Below are 17460 nucleotides of genomic sequence, written 5' to 3'. Positions count from 1 at the left end.
CCCAGGCTCTGGGCCGGCCCTCCATTTGCGTGCATCACCAATCAATTCGGAGGTTATTCATGACTGACTATGTTCTCGCCATCGACCAGGGCACGACGAGCTCCCGGGCCATCATCTTCGACAAGGCGGGGTCGATCGTGTCGACCGGGCAGCTCGAACACGAGCAGATCTTCCCGCAGGCCGGCTGGGTCGAGCACAACCCCAGGCAGATCTGGGACAACACCCGCGAGGTGATCGGGCAGGCCTTGTCCAAGGCGAACATCACCCGCCACAACATCAAGGCGGTCGGCATCACCAACCAGCGCGAGACCGCGGTGGTCTGGGACAAGAACACCGGAGAGCCCGTCTACAACGCGATCGTCTGGCAGGACACCCGCACCCAGCCGATCGTCGACCGGCTCGCCGCCGACGGCGGGGTCGAACGGTTCAAGCAGAAGGTCGGCCTCCCGCTGGCGACCTACTTCTCCGGCACGAAGATCGTCTGGATCCTGGAAAACGTGCCGGGGGCCCGCGAGAAGGCCGAGGCCGGCGACCTCCTCTTCGGCACCACCGACACCTGGGTCCTCTGGAACCTGACCGGCGGCATCGACGGCGGCGTGCACGCGACCGACGTCACCAACGCCAGCCGCACGATGTTCATGGACCTCGAGACCCTGCAGTGGGACGACGAGATCCTCGGCATCTTCGGAGTCCCGAAGTCCATGATGCCCCAGATCAGGTCCTCGTCAGAGGTGTACGGCACCGCCCACAGCTCCAGCCTGCTCCGCGAGGTGCCGATCGCGGGCATCCTCGGCGACCAGCAGGCCGCCACGTTCGGCCAGGCCGCGTTCGACCAGGGCGAGGCGAAGAACACCNCTTCATCATCTTCAACACCGGCACCGAGATCGTGCACTCCAAGAACGGGCTGCTCACCACCCTCGGATACAAGATCGGAGACCAGCCGCCGCACTATGCGCTCGAGGGCGCCATCGCCGTGACCGGGTCGCTCGTGCAGTGGCTGCGCGACAACCTCGGCCTGATCAGCTCGGCCGACGAGATCGAGGCGCTGGCGAAGACGGTCGACGACAACGGCGGGGCGTACTTCGTGCCGGCGTTCTCCGGGCTGTTCGCACCCTACTGGCGTTCGGATGCCCGCGGCGCGCTGGTGGGCCTGACCCGGTTCGTGAATAAGGGCCACATCGCCCGGGCGGCCCTCGAGGCCACCGCGTTCCAGACCCGCGAGGTGATCGACGCCGTCAACGCCGACTCCGGCGTTCCGCTGACCGAGATCAAGGTCGACGGCGGAATGATCGCCAACAACCTGCTGATGCAGTTCCAGGCCGACATCCTCGGCGTCCCCGTGATCCGGCCCGTGGTCGCGGAGACGACGGCGCTCGGCGCCGCCTACGCCGCCGGCCTCGCGGTCGGCTTCTGGAGCGGCCTCGACGAACTGCGCGAACACTGGCAGGAAGACAGCCGCTGGACGCCGAAGATGACCGACCAGGAGCGCGACCGCCAGCTGCGCAACTGGAAGAAGGCCGTCACGAAGACCTTCGGCTGGGTCGACGAGGACGTGCTGTAGCTCTCGCCCCTGCCGCCCGCGCTGGTTCAGGCCCGGCTGGCCTGGACCCACTGGGCGAGTTTGGCCGTGGCCGCACCGGAGTCGATCGTCTCCGCCGCCACGGCCATCTTGCTGCGGAAACGGTCGAGAATCGCCGTCTGCACCTGCCCCGGGTCGTTGGCCAGGTCGTACGCCACCAGCCCCGCTGCCGCGTTGAGCAGCACGATGTCGCGGACAGGGCCCTTCTCACCGGAGAGCACGGAGTGCACGACGGCGGCGTTGTGAGCGGCGTCTCCCCCGACGAGGTCGCTCATCTTCGCCCGGGTCAGGCCGAGGTCCCGCGGATCGATGTCGTGCTCGGTCACGAGGCCGCGGGAGACCTCCCAGATGTGGCTGTGGCCGGTCGTGCTGAGTTCGTCGAGCCCGTCGTCGCCCCGGAAGACGAGCGCCGTCGCGCCTCGGGTCTGGAACACGCCGACGAACAGCGGGACGCGGTCGAGGTTCGCGACGCCGACCGCGGAGGCCTCCGGCCGGGCCGGGTTGCAGAGCGGGCCGAGGTAGTTGAAGACCGTCGGAATGCCCAGTTCCTTGCGGGTGGCCGCCACATGCCGGAAGCCCGGGTGGAAGGCGGCCGCGTAGGCGAACGTGACGCCGGTGGCGGTGAGGATCTCGGCAACCTTTTCGGCCGACAGCGTGAGGTCGATGCCCAGCTCCGCGAGGACATCCGACGAGCCGGATGCCGAGCTCGCGGCGCGGTTGCCGTGCTTGATCACCGGGATGCCGGCCGCCGCGCAGACAATGGACGCCATGGTCGACACGTTCACGGTGCCGAACCGGTCTCCCCCGGTGCCGACGATGTCCAGCCCCATCGGGTCGACGTCCAGCGGGACCGCGTGGTCGAGGATCGCGTCCCGGAATCCGACGATCTCGTCGACGGTCTCGCCCTTGGCTCGCAGGGCCACCAGGAACGCGGCAATCTGCGCGGAGGACGCCTCCCCCCGCATGATCTGTTCCATGCTCCAGGCGGCGTCGGCCACACTCAGGTCCTCCCCGCTCAGGAGGGCACTGAGGACATTCGGCCAGGACTGCGATTCGAGCATGTCACCAGCTTAATCTCATCTCGGCCGAGCCCCGTCTTTCCGGGTCAAACGACACCGGCACGGGGCACCGCAATCTTCGTAATCTGGCGACTGGCACGCCAGGTTGAGAAAAACCTGTGCGGATATCGGCCATAATGGAGGGGTGACGAGCACCTCGATATCTCATACGGCAAGTGCGCCTGTAGTGAACAGGCCCAACAGCGTGGCAGTGGGCACCATTGTCTGGCTGGGAAGCGAAGTCATGTTCTTCGCCGGGCTATTCGCGATCTACTTCACGCTCCGCTCAACGGCCCCGGAGCTGTGGCAGTTCGAAACGGACAAGCACAACTTCACCTTCGCGCTGATCAACACCCTGATCCTGGTGTTCTCGTCCGTGACCTGCCAGTTCGGCGTGTTCGCGGCCGAGCGCCTGCAGGCACGTTCGACAGGCTGGAAGCCCAGCCAGTGGGGCATGGTGGAGTGGTTCTTCCTCACCTACGCCCTCGGAGCGATCTTCGTTGCCGGCCAGGTGCTCGAGTACGCCACCCTCGTCTCCGAAGGCGTGTCGCTGTCGTCCAACTCGTACGGCTCCGCGTTCTACATCACGACCGGCTTCCACGGCCTGCACGTGACCGGCGGACTGATCGCCTTCCTCCTCATCATTGGTCGCGCCTTCGCGGTCAAGCACTTCGGCCACAAAGAGGCAACCAGCGCAATCGTCGTGTCCTACTACTGGCACTTCGTCGACGTCGTGTGGATCGGCCTGTTCCTGGTCATCTACGTTCTCAAATAGGAAGCGGACATCTTCAGCATGCCTGAGACCAAGACAAGCAAGCCCCGACCGAACCGCAAGGCAGGCCGTCGCCACCCGATGGCCAGCGTCGCGCTCATCGCCATCGGCCTGCTGTTCACCGGCGGCGCCTACGCCATGTTCAGCACGAGCACTGCCCGCGCCGAGAGTGACCTGTCCTCCCAGCAGACCATCGACGAAGGCAAGAAGCTCTTCGCCGCGAACTGCGCCACCTGCCACGGCCTGAGCGCCCAGGGCAGCGGAAACGGCCCCAGCCTGATCGGCGTCGGCGCCGCTTCGGTCGACTTCCAGGTCGGCACGGGACGCATGCCGATGCAGATGAACGGCCCGCAGGCCCAGAAGAAGCCGGTTCAGTTCACCGAGGAGCAGACCAGGGCCCTTGCCGCCTACGTCGCCTCCCTCGCCCCCGGCCCTGGCCTCCCGGATGCCTCGCTGCTCGACGCCCAGGGCGACGCCGCGGCCGGCGGAGAACTGTTCCGCATCAACTGCGCCATGTGCCACAACGTGGCCGGCGCCGGCGGAGCCCTCACCGAGGGCAAGTTCGCCCCCGCGCTCACCGGGGTCACCGAGGCCCACATCTTCGAGGCCATGGTCACCGGCCCGCAGAACATGCCCGTGTTCAACGACGCGAACATCACGCCCGAGGGCAAGCGGGACATCATCACCTACCTCAAGTACCTCGAGAACAACCCGTCCCCCGGCGGTTTCGCGCTCGGCTCGCTCGGACCGGTTTCAGAGGGACTCTTCCTCTGGATCTTCGGACTCGGCGCCGTCGTCGCGGTGACCGTATGGATCACCGCGAAGTCGAACTGACCGGCAATCCTGACATGACACACCCTAAGAAGGAGAACAATGGCCAAGGACGATAACGGCGGGAAGGAACTGGCCGCCGCCGACTCGTCGCACGGCGGACCGGACGTGCCCATCGGCACAGCCGTGGTCACCCGGGATGCCATTGCGAACCCCGGCTTCCCGCCTCACGATTTGCGAATCACCGATGTCGACCCGAAGGCGAACCGCCGCGCCGAGCGCACGGTTTACACGCTGTTCTACGTCTCGATCGTCGGCAGCGTGTTCGCGATCGCCGCCTACATGGCCTTCCCGATCAACCCCGAAGACCCGGGTTCGGTGCGCCTGAACAACCTGTTCATCGGCCTGGGCCTCTCCCTCGCCCTGCTCGCCCTCGGTATCGGCATTGTGCACTGGGGCAAGGCCCTGATGTCCAATCACGAGGTCATCGACGAGCGCCACCCGGTGCGCGGCTCGGACGAGACCCGGGCCCGCGCGGTGGAGATCTTCGAGATCGCCAACGAGGAGTCCGGCTTCGGCCGACGCACCCTCATCCGCAACAGCCTGTTCGGTGCCCTGATCGCGTTCCCCCTCCCGGCCGTCGTGCTGTTCCGCGGCCTCGGCCCGGACACCGACCCCGTCGAACTGCTCAGCCACACGCTGTGGAAGAAGGGGACGCGGCTCGCCATGGACCCGAGCGGCACCCCGATCAAGGCCGTTGACGTCACCCTGGGGTCGGCGTTCCACGTCATCCCCGAGGGCCTGCAGGACCTGGAACACGGCAAGCTCGAGGAGAAGGCGAAGGCGGCCGTTCTGCTCATGCGCCTGAAGCCGGAAGACCTCAACGAACTGCCCGAGCGCAAAGACTGGTCGTACGACGGCATCGTCGCCTACTCCAAGATCTGCACTCACGTCGGCTGCCCCGTCGCCCTGTACGAGCAGCAGACCCACCACCTCCTCTGCCCGTGCCACCAGTCGCAGTTCGACGTGGCGAACCACTGCGAGGTCATCTTTGGACCGGCCAAGCGGCCCCTTCCGCAGCTGCCCATCGCGGTTGACTCCGAGGGCTACCTCATCGCGCAGAGCGACTTCACCGAGCCCGTCGGGCCGAGTTTCTGGGAGCGATCGTGACTACGACTGAATCATCCACGGCACCATCCACCGCGCTGGCCGAAACGAAGAAGTCCGGTGGCCTGACCGCCGCCGCGTCGAACTACATCGATGAGCGCACGAGCATCTCGGCGGCGGTCAAGGGCCTCGGCCGCAAGGTCTTCCCCGACCACTGGTCGTTCATGCTGGGCGAGGTCGCCCTGTACAGCTTCGTGGTCATCCTGCTGTCCGGGTCCTTCCTGACGTTCTTCTTCCAGGCCTCGATGTCGGAGGTGCACTACGACGGTTCGTTCGTTCCGTTGAAGGGCATCGAGATGTCGGCCGCCATGGCGTCCACGCTCGACATCTCCTTCGATGTCCGCGGCGGACTGCTGATGCGCCAGGTGCACCACTGGGCAGCCCTGCTGTTCGTCGCCGCCATCGGCCTGCACATGCTCCGGGTGTACTTCACCGGTGCGTTCCGCAAGCCGCGCGAACTGAACTGGGTGATCGGATTCATCCTGTTCATCCTCGCCATGGCCGAAGGGTTCACCGGCTACTCCCTCCCCGACGACCTGCTCTCGGGCAACGGCCTGCGCATCATCGACGGAATGGTCAAGGGAATCCCCCTCGTGGGCACCTGGATCACGTTCCTGCTCTTCGGCGGAGAGTTCCCGGGCACCGACATCGTCGGCCGCCTGTACTCGCTGCACATCCTGTTGCTGCCGGCGATTATCGTCGCCCTCATCGCGCTGCACCTGGTCTTCGTCGTCGTGCACAAGCACACGCAGTACCCGGGCGCCGGACGCACGAACCAGAACGTGGCCGGGGCGCCGATCCTTCCGCTGTTCGCGGCCAAGGGCGGCGGCTTCTTCTTCCTCGTATTCGGCGTGATCATGCTGATGGGGACGTTCTTCACGATCAACCCGATCTGGAACTACGGACCGTACGACCCCTCGCCGGTGTCCGCCGGCACCCAGCCCGACTGGTACATCGGCTTTGCCGACGGGGCGCTGCGCCTGATCCCGCCGGGACTGGAGTTCGTGGGGCTCGGCGGCACCTGGTCGTTCAACATCCTGATCCCGCTCGTCGGACTCGGACTGTTCATCCTGCTCGTGATGATCTACCCGTTCATCGAGGCCTGGATCACGGGTGACAAGCGCGAGCACCACGTGCTCGACCGCCCGCGGAACGCCCCGACCCGCACCGCCATCGGCGCCGCCGGAGTCACGTTCTACGCCGCACTCTGGGCCGCTGCCGGCTCCGACATCATCGCCACGCACTTCCACGTGACGATGGAGGGTGTCATCCACACGATGCAGGCGCTGACGATCCTCGGCCCGTTCGCCGCGTACTTCATCGCCAAGCGCGTCTGCCTGGCCCTGCAGAAGAAGGACCGCGAGATCGTGCTGCACGGCTACGAATCCGGACGCATCGTCCGTCTTCCGGGCGGTGAGTACATCGAGGTTCACCAGCCGGTCAACGAGTACGAGCGCTGGAAGCTGGTCGACTACTCCGAGTACAAGCCGCTGATGATTCGCCCGGACGCCCGGGGCAGGATCACGACCGGCCAGAGGATGCGCGCCGGGCTGTCCCGCTGGTTCTTCGAGGACCGCATCTCGCCGGTGAGCACCACCGAAATCGAGCAGTCGCACGGCGATCACCACTAAGGAACCACAACCAGATCGGGCATCGATGTCCCTCCAGACCTTGTCGGAGTGGCTTCGGTGCCCGAACTGTTTGCAGCCTCTCTCTCCCGGCGGTCCGCTCGTGCTGACCTGCCCGGCGGGGCACAACTTCGACGTCAACAAGCGCGGCTTCCTCTCCGCCCTGGGCGGCTCGCGGGGGCTGATCGGCGACAGCGCCGAGATGCTCGACGCCCGGGAGAGCTTCCTCAGCGCCGGCTGGTTCGAGCCCCTCCGAGACTCGCTCGCGGCGCTGGTCTCGGCGGAGGCGCCGTCTCGTGTGCTCGACGTCGGTTGCGGAACGGGCTACTACCTTCGCGGCGTGCTCGCCGCCTGCCCCGCCGCGCGCGCCCTCGGCCTGGACATCTCCCCCGCCGCCGTGCTGCGCACCGTGCGGGGCGACGACCGGATTGACGGGCTCGTCGCCGACGTCTGGTCGCCCCTGCCCGTTCGGGATGCCGCGGCCGACGTCATCCTCACCGTCTTCGCACCACGGAACCCGGTCGAATTCCACCGGGTGCTGAGGCCGCAGGGACTGCTGGCCGTGGTCATCCCCCAGTCGACGCATCTCCGGGAGCTCCGCGAGGCCGGCCTGGCGCTCGACGTCCAGACCGACAAGGCCGCGCAGCTCCGGGAAGGCCTGGCCCCGTGGTTCGACCTCGAGTCCCGGTCGGCGCTCTCGCGCACGCTCAGCCTCTCACCCGCCGAGGTGCGTGCGCTGATCGGGATGGGGCCATCGGCGCACCACGCAGCCCCGGAGGCGGCCGGCGCGCCCGGCGCCGAACCGTGGACGGTGACGACCGCCTTCGAGGTGATCGGCTTCCGCCGGCGTCCCGGCTGACGGCGTTCCGCCGCGGGCCACCCCGGCCACGGCTTGGCGCGGCGTCGGCCACACGCAGAACGCCGCCCCCGCGTGAGACGCGAGGGCGGCGTTCTGAGAGTAGGTCTAGCGCGCGAACAGCCCGCGGTAGTACTCGTAGACCCAGCCGACCAGGCTGATGAGGCCGATCGCCAGGGCGATGAAACAGATCCAGAAGCCCACGGCGAGGCCGAGGAACAGCAGGGCCGTGCTGGCGGCGAGCATGATCGGCCACCAGCTCCACGGGCTGAAGAAACCCGCCTCGGGGTCGCCGTCATCGATGTTCGCGTCGAGGCGGTCCTCCGGCAGGTCGCCGCCCTGGGCGCCGCGCACGCGGCTCAGGTAGAAGCCGATGAGCAGGGACAGCAGAGAACACAGCGCCAACGCGAACGTGCCGGCCCACTCGACCCGGCCCTGGTTCGTGTCGAGCAGACCCCAGACGGTGTAGACCGCGGCCATGATGGCGAAGAACGCCGTCAGGATCCAGAAGAGATTGACGTTCGCTCTCATTTACTTGACCGTTTCTGACGATGCGTCGTACGTGGGGGCATCCGGAGCGTCTTTCCCTGGGCCGATGCCGACGGGAATGCCCACCTCCGGGTGGTTCAGGTCGAACGCGGGGCGCTCGGACCGGATCCGGGGAATGGAGGTGAAGTTGTGACGGGGCGGCGGGCAGGAGGTCGCCCACTCGAGCGATGCCCCGTAACCCCACGGGTCGTTCACGGTGACCTTCGAGGCGTTGCGCGCCGTGATGTACACGTTGAGGAAGAACGGCACCATCGACAGGGCGAGGATCATCGACCCCATGGTCGACAGCTGGTTCATCCAGGTGAACCCGTCCTCGGGCGAGTACGAGGCGTAGCGTCGCGGCATGCCGACGACACCGAGCCAGTGCTGCACGAGGAAGGTGGTGTGGAAGCCGATGAAGAGCAGCCAGAAGTGCCAGCGGCCGAGACGCTCGTTGAGCATCTTGCCGGTCCACTTCGGCCACCAGAAGTAGAAGCCACTGAACATGGCGAAGACGACGGTGCCGAAGACGACGTAGTGGAAGTGCGCGACCACGAAGTAGGTGTCCGAGACGTGGAAGTCCAGCGGCGGCGACGCCAGGATGACGCCGGTCAGCCCACCGAAGGTGAACGTGATCAGGAAGCCGAGCGCCCAGAGCATGGGTGTCTCGAAGGTGAGCGACCCCCGCCACATCGTCCCGATCCAGTTGAAGATCTTCACGCCCGTCGGGACCGCGATGAGCATGGTCATCAGCGAGAAGAACGGCAGCAGGACCGAGCCGGTCACGTACATATGGTGTGCCCAGACGGCCACCGACAGCGCAGCGATGGAAACGGTCGCGTAGATCAGCGTCTTGTAGCCGAAGATCGGCTTGCGGCTGAAGACCGGGAACACCTCGGAGACGATGCCGAAGAACGGCAGGGCGATGATGTACACCTCGGGGTGCCCGAAGAACCAGAACAGGTGCTGCCAGAGGATGGCGCCGCCGTTTGCCGGGTCGTAGATGTGGGCGCCGAAGATGCGGTCGGCGGCGGCGGCGAGCATGGCCGCGGCCAGCACCGGGAACGCCATCAGGATGAGGATCGAGGTGACCAGGGTGTTCCAGGAGAAGATCGGCATCCGGAACATGGTCATGCCCGGCGCGCGCATCGTGATGATGGTCGTGATGAAGTTCACGCCACCGAGGATCGTGCCGAACCCGGACAGGCCGAGGCCCACCATCCACAGGTTTCCACCGACGCCGGGCGAGAACGTCGTGCTCGCCAGCGGCTGGTAGGCGAACCAGCCGAACGATGCGGCGCCCTGCGGGGTGAGGAAGCCGGCGACGGCGATGAGGCTGCCGAAGTTGAAGAACCAGAAGGACAGCGCGTTCAGTCGCGGGAACGCGACGTCGGGGGCGCCGATCTGCAGCGGCATGAGCGCGTTGGCGAAGCCGAAGAAGAGCGGCGTCGCGAACATGAGGAGCATGATCGTGCCGTGCATCGTGAACAGCTGGTTGTACTGTTCCTTCGTTGCGACGATTTCCAGGCCGGGCTCGAAGAGCTGGGCGCGCATGATGAGCGCCATCACCCCGCCGATGCAGAAGTAGACGAACGAGGTGATCAGGTACATGTACCCGATGACCTTGTGGTCTGTCGAGGTGATCCACTTGACAAGGATGTTGCCCTTGCGGTGGGCCGAGGGCGACAGGGGCGTCGTGCGCCGCGGCGCGGGTGCGGTCGTGGTGCTCATGGCCTAGTCCTCCTGAGCCTTCGGAGCGTTGGTGCCCGGAAGATTCTGGTTGCGGTTGTACTCGTTGTCGAGCTGACCCTCGTTGCCGGCCGCCCGGAGGGACTCAATATACGCATCGTAATCATCCTGCGAAACGACTTCGACGTTGAAAAGCATGAGGGAGTGGTACTCGCCGCAGAGCTCCGCGCACTTGCCCTGGTAGGTGCCGATCCGCTCGGGGATGACCGACATGTAGTTGGTCTTGCCGGGGATCATGTCCTTCTTGTACAGGAAGTCGATCACCCAGAAGGAGTGAATGACATCGCGGGAGTCGAGCGCGAACTCGATCTTCTTGCCGACCGGAAGGACCAGGGTGGGGATCTCGGACTCCACGAGGGAGCCCGCCTGGCCGTTCAGGTCAGGCTGGCCCTGGACGCCGGCCGAGTAGACGTCCTCGTTGACGTAGTTGAAGTCCCAGGCCCACTGCTTGGCAATGGCCCCGATCTTCACGTCCGGCTCGTCGAAGCGGGCCTCGATCGCGCTCTGGTCGCGGGCCGTGAAAGCGAAGAAACCGAGCACAAGGATCAACGGCACGACCGTGTAAAAGATCTCGATCGGCATGTTGTAGCGCAGCTGGACCGGGAGCCCGGTCTGGCCCTTGCGGCGTCGGTAGACCACGACGGCCCAGAGCGTGAGGCCCCAGGTGATCAGACCGACGATGAGGAGGACGATCCAGGACGTTGTCCAGAGTCCGCCGATACGGCCGGTCTGGTTCGTGACGTTTGGCTGCCCTTCCTCAAAGCCGGGCATAAACCCGTTGAGCTGGGCAGTTGTGCACCCGGCGAGAACAATTGACAACGTCGCTGCGATCGGAATTGCAGCCCATCGGAGACGGCGTTTATTGCGCACCGGGCACCTTTCGGGAGACTCGAGGGCACTTCTCAGGAAGTGCTTTGACCGATTCCTAGCCTACTCCGGCCGACGCCGGCCAGAGTGCACGAACGCGGCCTCGTCGGCCAAAAAGACTCGAACCCGGCACAAATTGTCGGCATTTAACGCCGCCGGGAGACCATCCGAATGGATGATCTCCCAGGAAAGCGTGCGATAAGCGACCTAGCTGAAGGAATCTCCACAGGCGCAGCTGCCGCCGGCGTTGGGGTTGTCGATGGTGAAACCCTGCTTCTGGATGGTGTCCTCGAAGTCGATTGAGGCACCGACCAGGTACGGGACGCTCATCTTGTCCACGATGACCTCGACGCCGTCGAAATCCCGGACGGCGTCGCCGTCGAGCATCCGCTCATCGAAGTACAGCTGGTAGATCAGGCCGGAGCAGCCGCCGGGCTGGACGGCGACCCGGAGGCGCAGGTCCTCGCGGCCTTCCTGGGCGAGCAGGCTGCGCACCTTCTGGGCCGCGACGTCGGTGAGGCCAACGCCATGGGCCTCGGTGCTGGTGGCGATGGTGTCGGTCATGATGCTCCTCGGTGTTCGCCTGGGCGGGAAAGGGAAATAAGACAGATTCTACCCGAGACAACCGGGAAGAGGCCGTGGGCATTCCCGGCCGGGCCGGTCACGTGCATCTTCAGTGCCCGGTGCGCCGGTTGAGCCGGCCCAACAGGAGCGCCTCGCTGAGGACCGCCCGCTTGAACACGCCGAGGTGCAGCGATTCGTTGGGGCTGTGCGCGCGGGAGTCCGGGTCTTCCACCCCGGTGACCAGGATCTGCGCCTCCGGGAAGACGCGCACCAGGTCGGCGATGAACGGGATCGACCCGCCGACACCGATGTCGACCGATTCCGTGCCCCAGGCATCGGCCATGGCCTGCCTGGCCTCCGCGACGGCCCAGCCGGTGGTGTCGACCAGGAACGGCTCCCCCATGTCCACGTCGTCGATCTCGAGTTTCGCGCCGAACGGCACATGTTCGAACAGGTGCTTTTCGAGGGCGGCGTACGCGTCGGCCGCGGCCTGGCCGGGCGCTATGCGGGTGCTGATCCGCACCGCGACCTGGGGCGAGAGCGTGTTGGACGCGTTGGCGACGGAGGCGGCGTCGATCCCGGTGACGGTGATCGAGGGCTGCGCCCAGATTCGGCTGAGAATCGTTCCGCGGCCGATCGTGGTGACCCCGTCGACCAGGCCGGTCTCGAGGCGCAACTGCTCTTCGGAGTAGTCGGGTGTCGCCTGGTCGTGGCTGGTCAACCCGGCGACGGCGACCGAGCCGTCGGGGTCGTGCAGGGTGGCCAGGAGGCGGATCGCGGCCAGCATGGCATCCGGCACCGCTCCCCCGAACATGCCGGAATGCGAGGCGTGGTCGAGGGTCCGCACGGTGAGCCGGAAGGTGACGTTGCCGCGCAGGCCGATGGTGAGGGCCGGGGTGTCGATGTCCCAGTTGTTGGAGTCGGCGACGACGATCGCGTCGCCGCGCAGTGCCTCGCGGTTCTCCTCGAGGAAGGTCGCGAACGACCGGCTCCCGAATTCCTCTTCCCCCTCGATGAACAGGGCCAGTCCGAGGTCGAAATCGGGACCCTCAGCCGCGATGAGGGCGCGAATGGAGGCGATGTGCGCCATCACGCCGGCCTTGTCATCGGCCGCGCCCCGGCCGTACAACCGGTCGCCGCGCACCGTCGCTTCGAACGGGCTGGATTCCCACTCCTCATCCTGGCCGGGAGGCTGAACGTCGTGGTGAGCATACAGAAGGACGGTGGGTCGTCCGTTGCGGGCGCGCCGCGTGGCCAGCACGGCCGGCTGGCCGAGCTCCGCGCTGCCGGGGATCCCCGCCTGCTTGATCTCCACCGACTCGAAGACGTCCAGTCCGCGGGCCAGGGCCGCCACGGCCTCGGCGCTGGCCTGCACGTGGCTGCGGTCGAACGCCGCCCAGGCCACCGACGGAATCTTCACCAGGGCGCACAGCTCCGCGATCGTCACAGGGAGCCCCCGTTCGACGGCGGCCCGAAGTTCCGCGTCGCTGGTGGTCGTGCGGTCTGTTTCCGAGGTATCCGTCATGCAGGTAATCTTAAGCCAACCAATTGCAAGGAACTGATGTGGCTAAGCAACCTGTAAACCCGGAATCCAACTCTGCGGCGGAAAGTCTCGAGGAGACCACGGCCCGGCTCAGCGGCGGTGCGCCCGCCGGCAAGGGCCAGGCGACGCCGCGACGCCGGGAGCAGGAAGCCGCCAACAAGCGCCCCCTGGTTCCCGACGACCGGAAGCTCGCGGCCAAGCAGGCCCGCGCGAAGTCGATGGAGGCGCGCGACCGTGCCCGCCTCGGCATGGCCGCCGGCGAGGAGAAGTACCTTCCCCTGCGCGAACGCGGACCGCAGAAGCGTTTTGCGCGCGACTACGTCGACGCCCGGTTCAACGTGGGCGAATTCATGATCCCGGTCATGTTCCTCGTCATCCTGCTGACCTTTTTCCCCGACCCGTCCGTGCAGACCTACGGGATCCTCGCCCTCTGGGCGTTCTTCCTCGTCGCCGTCGTCGATGCCGTGGTGCTCGGATTCCTGCTCACTCGCAAGATGGAAGCCAAGTTCGGCCGGGGCAAGGCGGAGCGCGTGCGCTGGTACGCGGCCATGCGCGCCCTGCAGCTGCGTCCGATGCGCCTGCCCAAGCCGCAGGTCAAGCGCGGCCAGTACCCGTCCTGACGGCCGAACGCGGTGACCGGCGAATGCGCTAGCGGGCGAACGCGCCCGCCCGGACCAGGGGAACGCGCAGTTCCTCGTCGGTCAGGGAACCGTGCTGCCCGATCATCGAGCGCGCCGACTGGTTGGCCTCTCGTGAGTCGTAGTAGGCCACCAGGCGGCGGGCGGCAACCAGGACGTCCCCGATTCGCGGGAGCACCTCCGGATCGACCGGCCCGAACAGTCCGGCCGCGACCGCTTCGGCGCGGGTGAACACCCAGGCCCGCTCCCCCTCCACGGCACGCCAGGCCTCCGCGAGTGAGTCCGCGGTGACCTCGGACTGGCCCGGCTCCAGGTACAGGTGCAGGCAGCGCGGGTCGCCGCCGATGTGGCGAACACCGGTGACGAGCACCGGCACCGTGTCGAAGAGCACGTGTTTGGTCGGGGGTACGTCGATCACGCCGTGGTCCGCCGTGACGAGCAGGCCCTCGTCGGCGCGCAGGCCGGCCGAGAAACGGGCCAGTTCGCCGTCGAGGATCTCCAGTTCGGCGAGCCACCGGCCGGATTCCCAGCCGTGCGCGTGCGCCGCCATGTCCAGTTCGGCGACGTAGAGGTAGACCAGGGCGCGGGGTTCGACGTCGAGGATGTGCCGGGCCGCGGCGAATCGGTCGGCGATCTTCTCGGCGGGCACGTAGTCGGCGCCGCGGAGCACGGCCTGGCTGAACCCGGAGCCGGTGAACTTCTTCGGCCCGATCGCGAAGCTCGGCACTCCCTCGTCGCCGGCCCGCTCGAACACGGTTCGAGCACGCTGCCAGGTGGCCGGCTGCATGTCGGCATCCCAGCCGGTGAGCTGGTTCACGACCCGGTCCCGGGCGGCGTCGAGCACTCGGTAGCCCACAAGGCCATGCTCGCCCGGCGGGACCCCGGTGGTCAGGGTGGCGATTCCGGCAGCCGTCGTCGCCGGGAACACCCCGTCGATGACGCTTGCCTTCGTCAGGAGCGACGACAGGAAGCGGGCATGGCCGGCCCGGGCCCGAAGCGAACTGACCCCGAGCCCGTCGGCGAGCACGACAACCGATTTGGACGCCGGCGGAAGCGCCAGGGCGTTCGGTTGGCCGAGGATCGCCGCGAGGGAACTTGCCAGAACGTCGGCAAGGCGCAGGGCGCTGAATTGGCGGGCCGGTAGCATGGGGGGCATCGGGCCAAGTCTGACATACCGACCCGGCCCGGGCTCTCCAGAGCCGCGCACACGCCCGTCGCCCGCGACGCAACCAACAGAATTCACGAATGAGCCGCTCAGACAGTATTCAGCCCGCCGTAGGAACCGAACGCATCGAGGACGTCGACGTATCGGTCGAGATGCAGGGGTCGTTCCTCGAATACGCGTATTCGGTCATCTACTCCCGCGCCCTGCCCGACGCCCGGGACGGGCTCAAGCCGGTCCAGCGACGCATCCTCTACCAGATGAACGAGATGGGCCTGCGCCCCGACCGCGGCCACGTCAAGTCGGCCCGCGTGGTCGGCGAGGTCATGGGCAAGCTCCACCCGCACGGCGACACGGCCATCTACGACGCCCTGGTGCGCATGGCGCAGGCGTTCACCCTGCGTGTGCCGCTCATCGACGGGCACGGGAACTTCGGTTCGCTCGACGACGGACCCGCGGCCCCCCGCTACACCGAGGCCAGGCTCGCGGCCGCGGCGCTGGCGATGACGGAGAACCTCGACGAGGACGTCGTCGACTTCGTGCCCAACTACGACAACCAGCTCACCCAGCCCGACGTGCTGCCCGCCGCCTACCCGAACCTGCTGGTGAACGGCGCCAGCGGCATCGCCGTCGGCATGGCCACGAACATGGCGCCGCACAACCTGATCGAGGTCGTCGGCGCGGCCCGGCACCTCCTGGCCCACCCGGACGCGACCCTCGACGACCTGATGGAGTTCATTCCAGGCCCCGACCTGCCCACCGGCGGAACGATCGTCGGGCTGGCCGGCATCAAGGATGCCTACGCCACCGGGCGCGGCAGCTTCAAGACCCGGGCACGCGTCTCCGTCGAGGCGATCACCGCCCGCAAGGCCGGCCTCGTCGTCACGGAACTGCCCTACCTGGTCGGCCCGGAGAAGGTCATCGAGAAGATCAAGGACGGGGTCAACTCCAAGAAACTCAGCGGAATCTCGGATGTCACCGACCTCACCGACCGCACCAAGGGCCTGCGCCTCGTCATCGGCATCAAGACCGGGTTCAGCCCGGAGGCCGTGCTGGAGCAGCTGTACCGGGTGACCCCGCTCGAGGATTCCTTCAACATCAACGCCGTGGCCCTCGTGGACGGCGGGCCGCAGACGCTCGGGCTGCGCCAGCTCCTGCTCGTCTACGTCGGCCACCGGATCGAGGTCGTCACCCGCCGCTCGGCCTACCGCCTGGCCCGGCGCAAGGAACGCCTGCACCTGGTCCAGGGGCTGCTCGTCGCCATCGTCGACATCGACGAGGTGATCCAGGTCATCCGGGCCAGCGACGACAGTGAGCAGGCTCGGTCCCGGCTGATCGACGTCTTCGACCTCAGCCAGATCCAGGCGGAGTACATCCTCGAGCTGCGGCTTCGCCGGCTCACCCGCTTCTCGCGGATCGAGCTCGAGGCCGAACGCGACCAGCTGCTCGCAGAGATCGCCAAACTCGAGAAGCTGCTCGGCAGCAAGCAGGCGATCCGGACGCTGGTCTCCGACGAGCTCGCCCAGGTGGCCGAGCGCTTCGGCACGCCGCGCCGAACCCTGTTGACCGAGGCGAAGCCGAGCATCGCCGGCGTCAGCGCCGCCGCGGCCAGGCGAAACGCCGCCGTGCTCGAGGTCACCGACTCCCCCACGCGGGTCTACCTGAGCGCCACCGGCCGGATCGCCCGCGTGGACCTGCTCGAGGTCAGCGATGACATGCCCGAGCGGGTCACCCCGGCGCAGCGCCGCAGCAAGCACGACGCCGTGCGTTCGACCCTGGACACCACGAGCCGCGCCGAGATCGGTGCGGTCACCAGCCGGGGCCGGCTCATCCGCTTCTCCCCCGTCGACCTCCCGGTCATGCCGCCCACCTCCATCCAGCTCGCGGCCGGCGTGAGGGTCGGCGACTACCTGGCCCTGCCGAACAAGGACGAGAGGGTGCTCGCGATCGTGTCGCTGGACTCGCCTGGGGCGATCGCCCTCGGCACGCGCCAGGGAACGGTCAAGCGCGTCACCCCCGGCGACTGGGCCAACAAGCCCGACTTCGAGATCATCGCCCTCAAGCCCAAGGACGAGGTCGTCGGCGCGGTGCAGGGCGGGGACGACGACGAACTCGTCTTCGTCGCCACCGATTCCCAGCTCCTGCGCTTCCCGGCCGGTGCCGTGCGCCCGCAGGGCCGGACCGCCGGTGGCATGGCCGGGATCAAGCTCACCGACGGCGCCCACGTCGTGTTCTTCACCAGCGTGCCCGCCGACCTCGCCGGCACCGCCGTGGTCGCCACTGTCGCCACGAGCAGCCAGACCCTCCCCGGCACGGATCCCGGCAGCGCGAAGGTGTCCGAATTCGTCGAATACCCGCCCAAGGGTCGCGGCACCGGTGGCGTTCGCTCGCAGCGCTTTCTCAAGGGCGAGGACATGCTGTCCGTCGCCTGGGTCGGTCCGGCACCCGCGCGCGCCGTGGGGGCCGACGGCTCCCCGCGGACCCTGCCCGAATCCGGGGCCCGGCGGGACGCATCCGGCACCATGCTCGATGCCGTCGTCGGCGCGATCGGCGCCCGCATAGGCTGACGCCCCGGCTC

At 67.3% G+C, this 17460-nt stretch carries 14 protein-coding genes and 1 pseudogene; 8 read left to right on the top strand and 7 right to left on the bottom strand.

The window, feature by feature from the left end; translation table 11 throughout:
• Window positions 1-59 precede the first annotated feature (59 nt).
• Window positions 60-1561, top strand: a pseudogene (gene glpK, locus E3O23_RS11515) (glycerol kinase GlpK).
• Between the two features lie 26 nt (window positions 1562-1587).
• Here glpK and trpD read toward each other — a convergent pair.
• The gene (gene trpD, locus E3O23_RS11510) at window positions 1588-2640 is read right to left on the bottom strand and encodes an anthranilate phosphoribosyltransferase (protein ID WP_134491154.1); all 1053 of its coding nucleotides are present in this window, start codon (window positions 2638-2640) and stop codon (window positions 1588-1590) included.
• Between the two features lie 142 nt (window positions 2641-2782).
• Between trpD and ctaE the strand changes: the two genes are divergently transcribed.
• The 5 genes from ctaE (at window position 2783) to E3O23_RS11485 (ending at window position 7834) form a co-directional block, all read left to right on the top strand.
• Complete coding sequence (gene ctaE, locus E3O23_RS11505; RefSeq protein WP_420897666.1) at window positions 2783-3412, top strand: aa3-type cytochrome oxidase subunit III; 630 nt, start codon at window positions 2783-2785, stop codon at window positions 3410-3412.
• 18 nt (window positions 3413-3430) lie between these two features.
• On the top strand, window positions 3431-4243 hold the full coding sequence (qcrC, locus tag E3O23_RS11500; RefSeq protein WP_241983451.1) for a cytochrome bc1 complex diheme cytochrome c subunit: 813 nt from the start codon (window positions 3431-3433) through the stop codon (window positions 4241-4243).
• A gap of 39 nt (window positions 4244-4282) precedes the next feature.
• Window positions 4283-5350, top strand: a complete 1068-nt coding sequence (gene qcrA / locus E3O23_RS11495; RefSeq protein WP_134491152.1) for a cytochrome bc1 complex Rieske iron-sulfur subunit — start codon at window positions 4283-4285, stop codon at window positions 5348-5350.
• Between the two features lie 35 nt (window positions 5351-5385).
• Window positions 5386-6978 (top strand): cytochrome bc1 complex cytochrome b subunit, encoded by a 1593-nt coding sequence (gene qcrB, locus E3O23_RS11490; RefSeq protein ID WP_241983459.1) that lies wholly within the window; start codon window positions 5386-5388, stop codon window positions 6976-6978.
• Window positions 6979-7048: 70 nt separating this feature from the next.
• Window positions 7049-7834, top strand: a complete 786-nt coding sequence (locus E3O23_RS11485; protein ID WP_166790494.1) for a methyltransferase domain-containing protein — start codon at window positions 7049-7051, stop codon at window positions 7832-7834.
• A 105-nt stretch (window positions 7835-7939) separates the two neighbouring features.
• Here the strand turns inward: E3O23_RS11485 and E3O23_RS11480 are convergent, their stop codons facing one another.
• From E3O23_RS11480 to E3O23_RS11460, 5 genes are all read right to left on the bottom strand, one after another.
• Window positions 7940-8362, bottom strand: coding sequence for a cytochrome c oxidase subunit 4 (locus E3O23_RS11480; protein WP_134491146.1), 423 nt, complete (start codon window positions 8360-8362; stop codon window positions 7940-7942).
• On the bottom strand, window positions 8363-10090 hold the full coding sequence (gene ctaD / locus E3O23_RS11475; protein ID WP_134491144.1) for an aa3-type cytochrome oxidase subunit I: 1728 nt from the start codon (window positions 10088-10090) through the stop codon (window positions 8363-8365).
• Between the two features lie 3 nt (window positions 10091-10093).
• Window positions 10094-10978: an aa3-type cytochrome oxidase subunit II gene (ctaC, locus tag E3O23_RS11470; protein ID WP_134491142.1), complete on the bottom strand. Its 885-nt coding sequence runs from the start codon at window positions 10976-10978 to the stop codon at window positions 10094-10096.
• Window positions 10979-11182: 204 nt separating this feature from the next.
• Window positions 11183-11539 (bottom strand): iron-sulfur cluster insertion protein ErpA, encoded by a 357-nt coding sequence (erpA, locus tag E3O23_RS11465; protein ID WP_092321846.1) that lies wholly within the window; start codon window positions 11537-11539, stop codon window positions 11183-11185.
• A 109-nt stretch (window positions 11540-11648) separates the two neighbouring features.
• The gene (locus E3O23_RS11460; protein ID WP_134491140.1) at window positions 11649-13064 is read right to left on the bottom strand and encodes a dipeptidase; all 1416 of its coding nucleotides are present in this window, start codon (window positions 13062-13064) and stop codon (window positions 11649-11651) included.
• Window positions 13065-13102: 38 nt separating this feature from the next.
• On the opposite strand from E3O23_RS11460, the gene E3O23_RS11455 reads away from it, so the two are divergent.
• Window positions 13103-13702 (top strand): DUF3043 domain-containing protein, encoded by a 600-nt coding sequence (locus E3O23_RS11455; RefSeq protein ID WP_134491138.1) that lies wholly within the window; start codon window positions 13103-13105, stop codon window positions 13700-13702.
• 28 nt (window positions 13703-13730) lie between these two features.
• Here E3O23_RS11455 and E3O23_RS11450 read toward each other — a convergent pair whose 3' ends face one another.
• A complete protein-coding gene (locus E3O23_RS11450) occupies window positions 13731-14876 on the bottom strand; it encodes an alkaline phosphatase family protein (protein WP_134491136.1) in 1146 nt (381 codons plus the stop codon).
• 89 nt (window positions 14877-14965) lie between these two features.
• Between E3O23_RS11450 and E3O23_RS11445 the strand changes: the two genes are divergently transcribed.
• Window positions 14966-17449 (top strand): DNA gyrase/topoisomerase IV subunit A, encoded by a 2484-nt coding sequence (locus tag E3O23_RS11445; protein ID WP_134491134.1) that lies wholly within the window; start codon window positions 14966-14968, stop codon window positions 17447-17449.
• The last annotated feature ends 11 nt before the right edge of the window (window positions 17450-17460 follow it).

It is taken from the genome of Cryobacterium tagatosivorans (assembly GCF_004402215.1).
GTDB lineage: Bacteria > Actinomycetota > Actinomycetes > Actinomycetales > Microbacteriaceae > Cryobacterium > Cryobacterium tagatosivorans.
Note: the sequence above shows the minus strand (reverse complement) of the source record. Positions and strands in the feature narration are given on the sequence as shown.

Bases quoted from the DNA above. Each gene is read 5' to 3' on its own strand.
- E3O23_RS11460 (WP_134491140.1), bottom strand. From the start codon at position 13,064: ATGACGGATACCTCGGAAACAGACCGCACGACCACCAGCGACGCGGAA.
- E3O23_RS11450 (WP_134491136.1), bottom strand. From the start codon at position 14,876: ATGCCCCCCATGCTACCGGCCCGCCAATTCAGCGCCCTGCGCCTTGCC.
- E3O23_RS11480 (WP_134491146.1), bottom strand. From the start codon at position 8,362: ATGAGAGCGAACGTCAATCTCTTCTGGATCCTGACGGCGTTCTTCGCC.
- ctaD (WP_134491144.1), bottom strand. From the start codon at position 10,090: ATGAGCACCACGACCGCACCCGCGCCGCGGCGCACGACGCCCCTGTCG.
- erpA (WP_092321846.1), bottom strand. From the start codon at position 11,539: ATGACCGACACCATCGCCACCAGCACCGAGGCCCATGGCGTTGGCCTC.
- qcrC (WP_241983451.1), top strand. From the start codon at position 3,431: ATGCCTGAGACCAAGACAAGCAAGCCCCGACCGAACCGCAAGGCAGGC.
- trpD (WP_134491154.1), bottom strand. From the start codon at position 2,640: ATGCTCGAATCGCAGTCCTGGCCGAATGTCCTCAGTGCCCTCCTGAGC.
- E3O23_RS11445 (WP_134491134.1), top strand. From the start codon at position 14,966: ATGAGCCGCTCAGACAGTATTCAGCCCGCCGTAGGAACCGAACGCATC.
- qcrA (WP_134491152.1), top strand. From the start codon at position 4,283: ATGGCCAAGGACGATAACGGCGGGAAGGAACTGGCCGCCGCCGACTCG.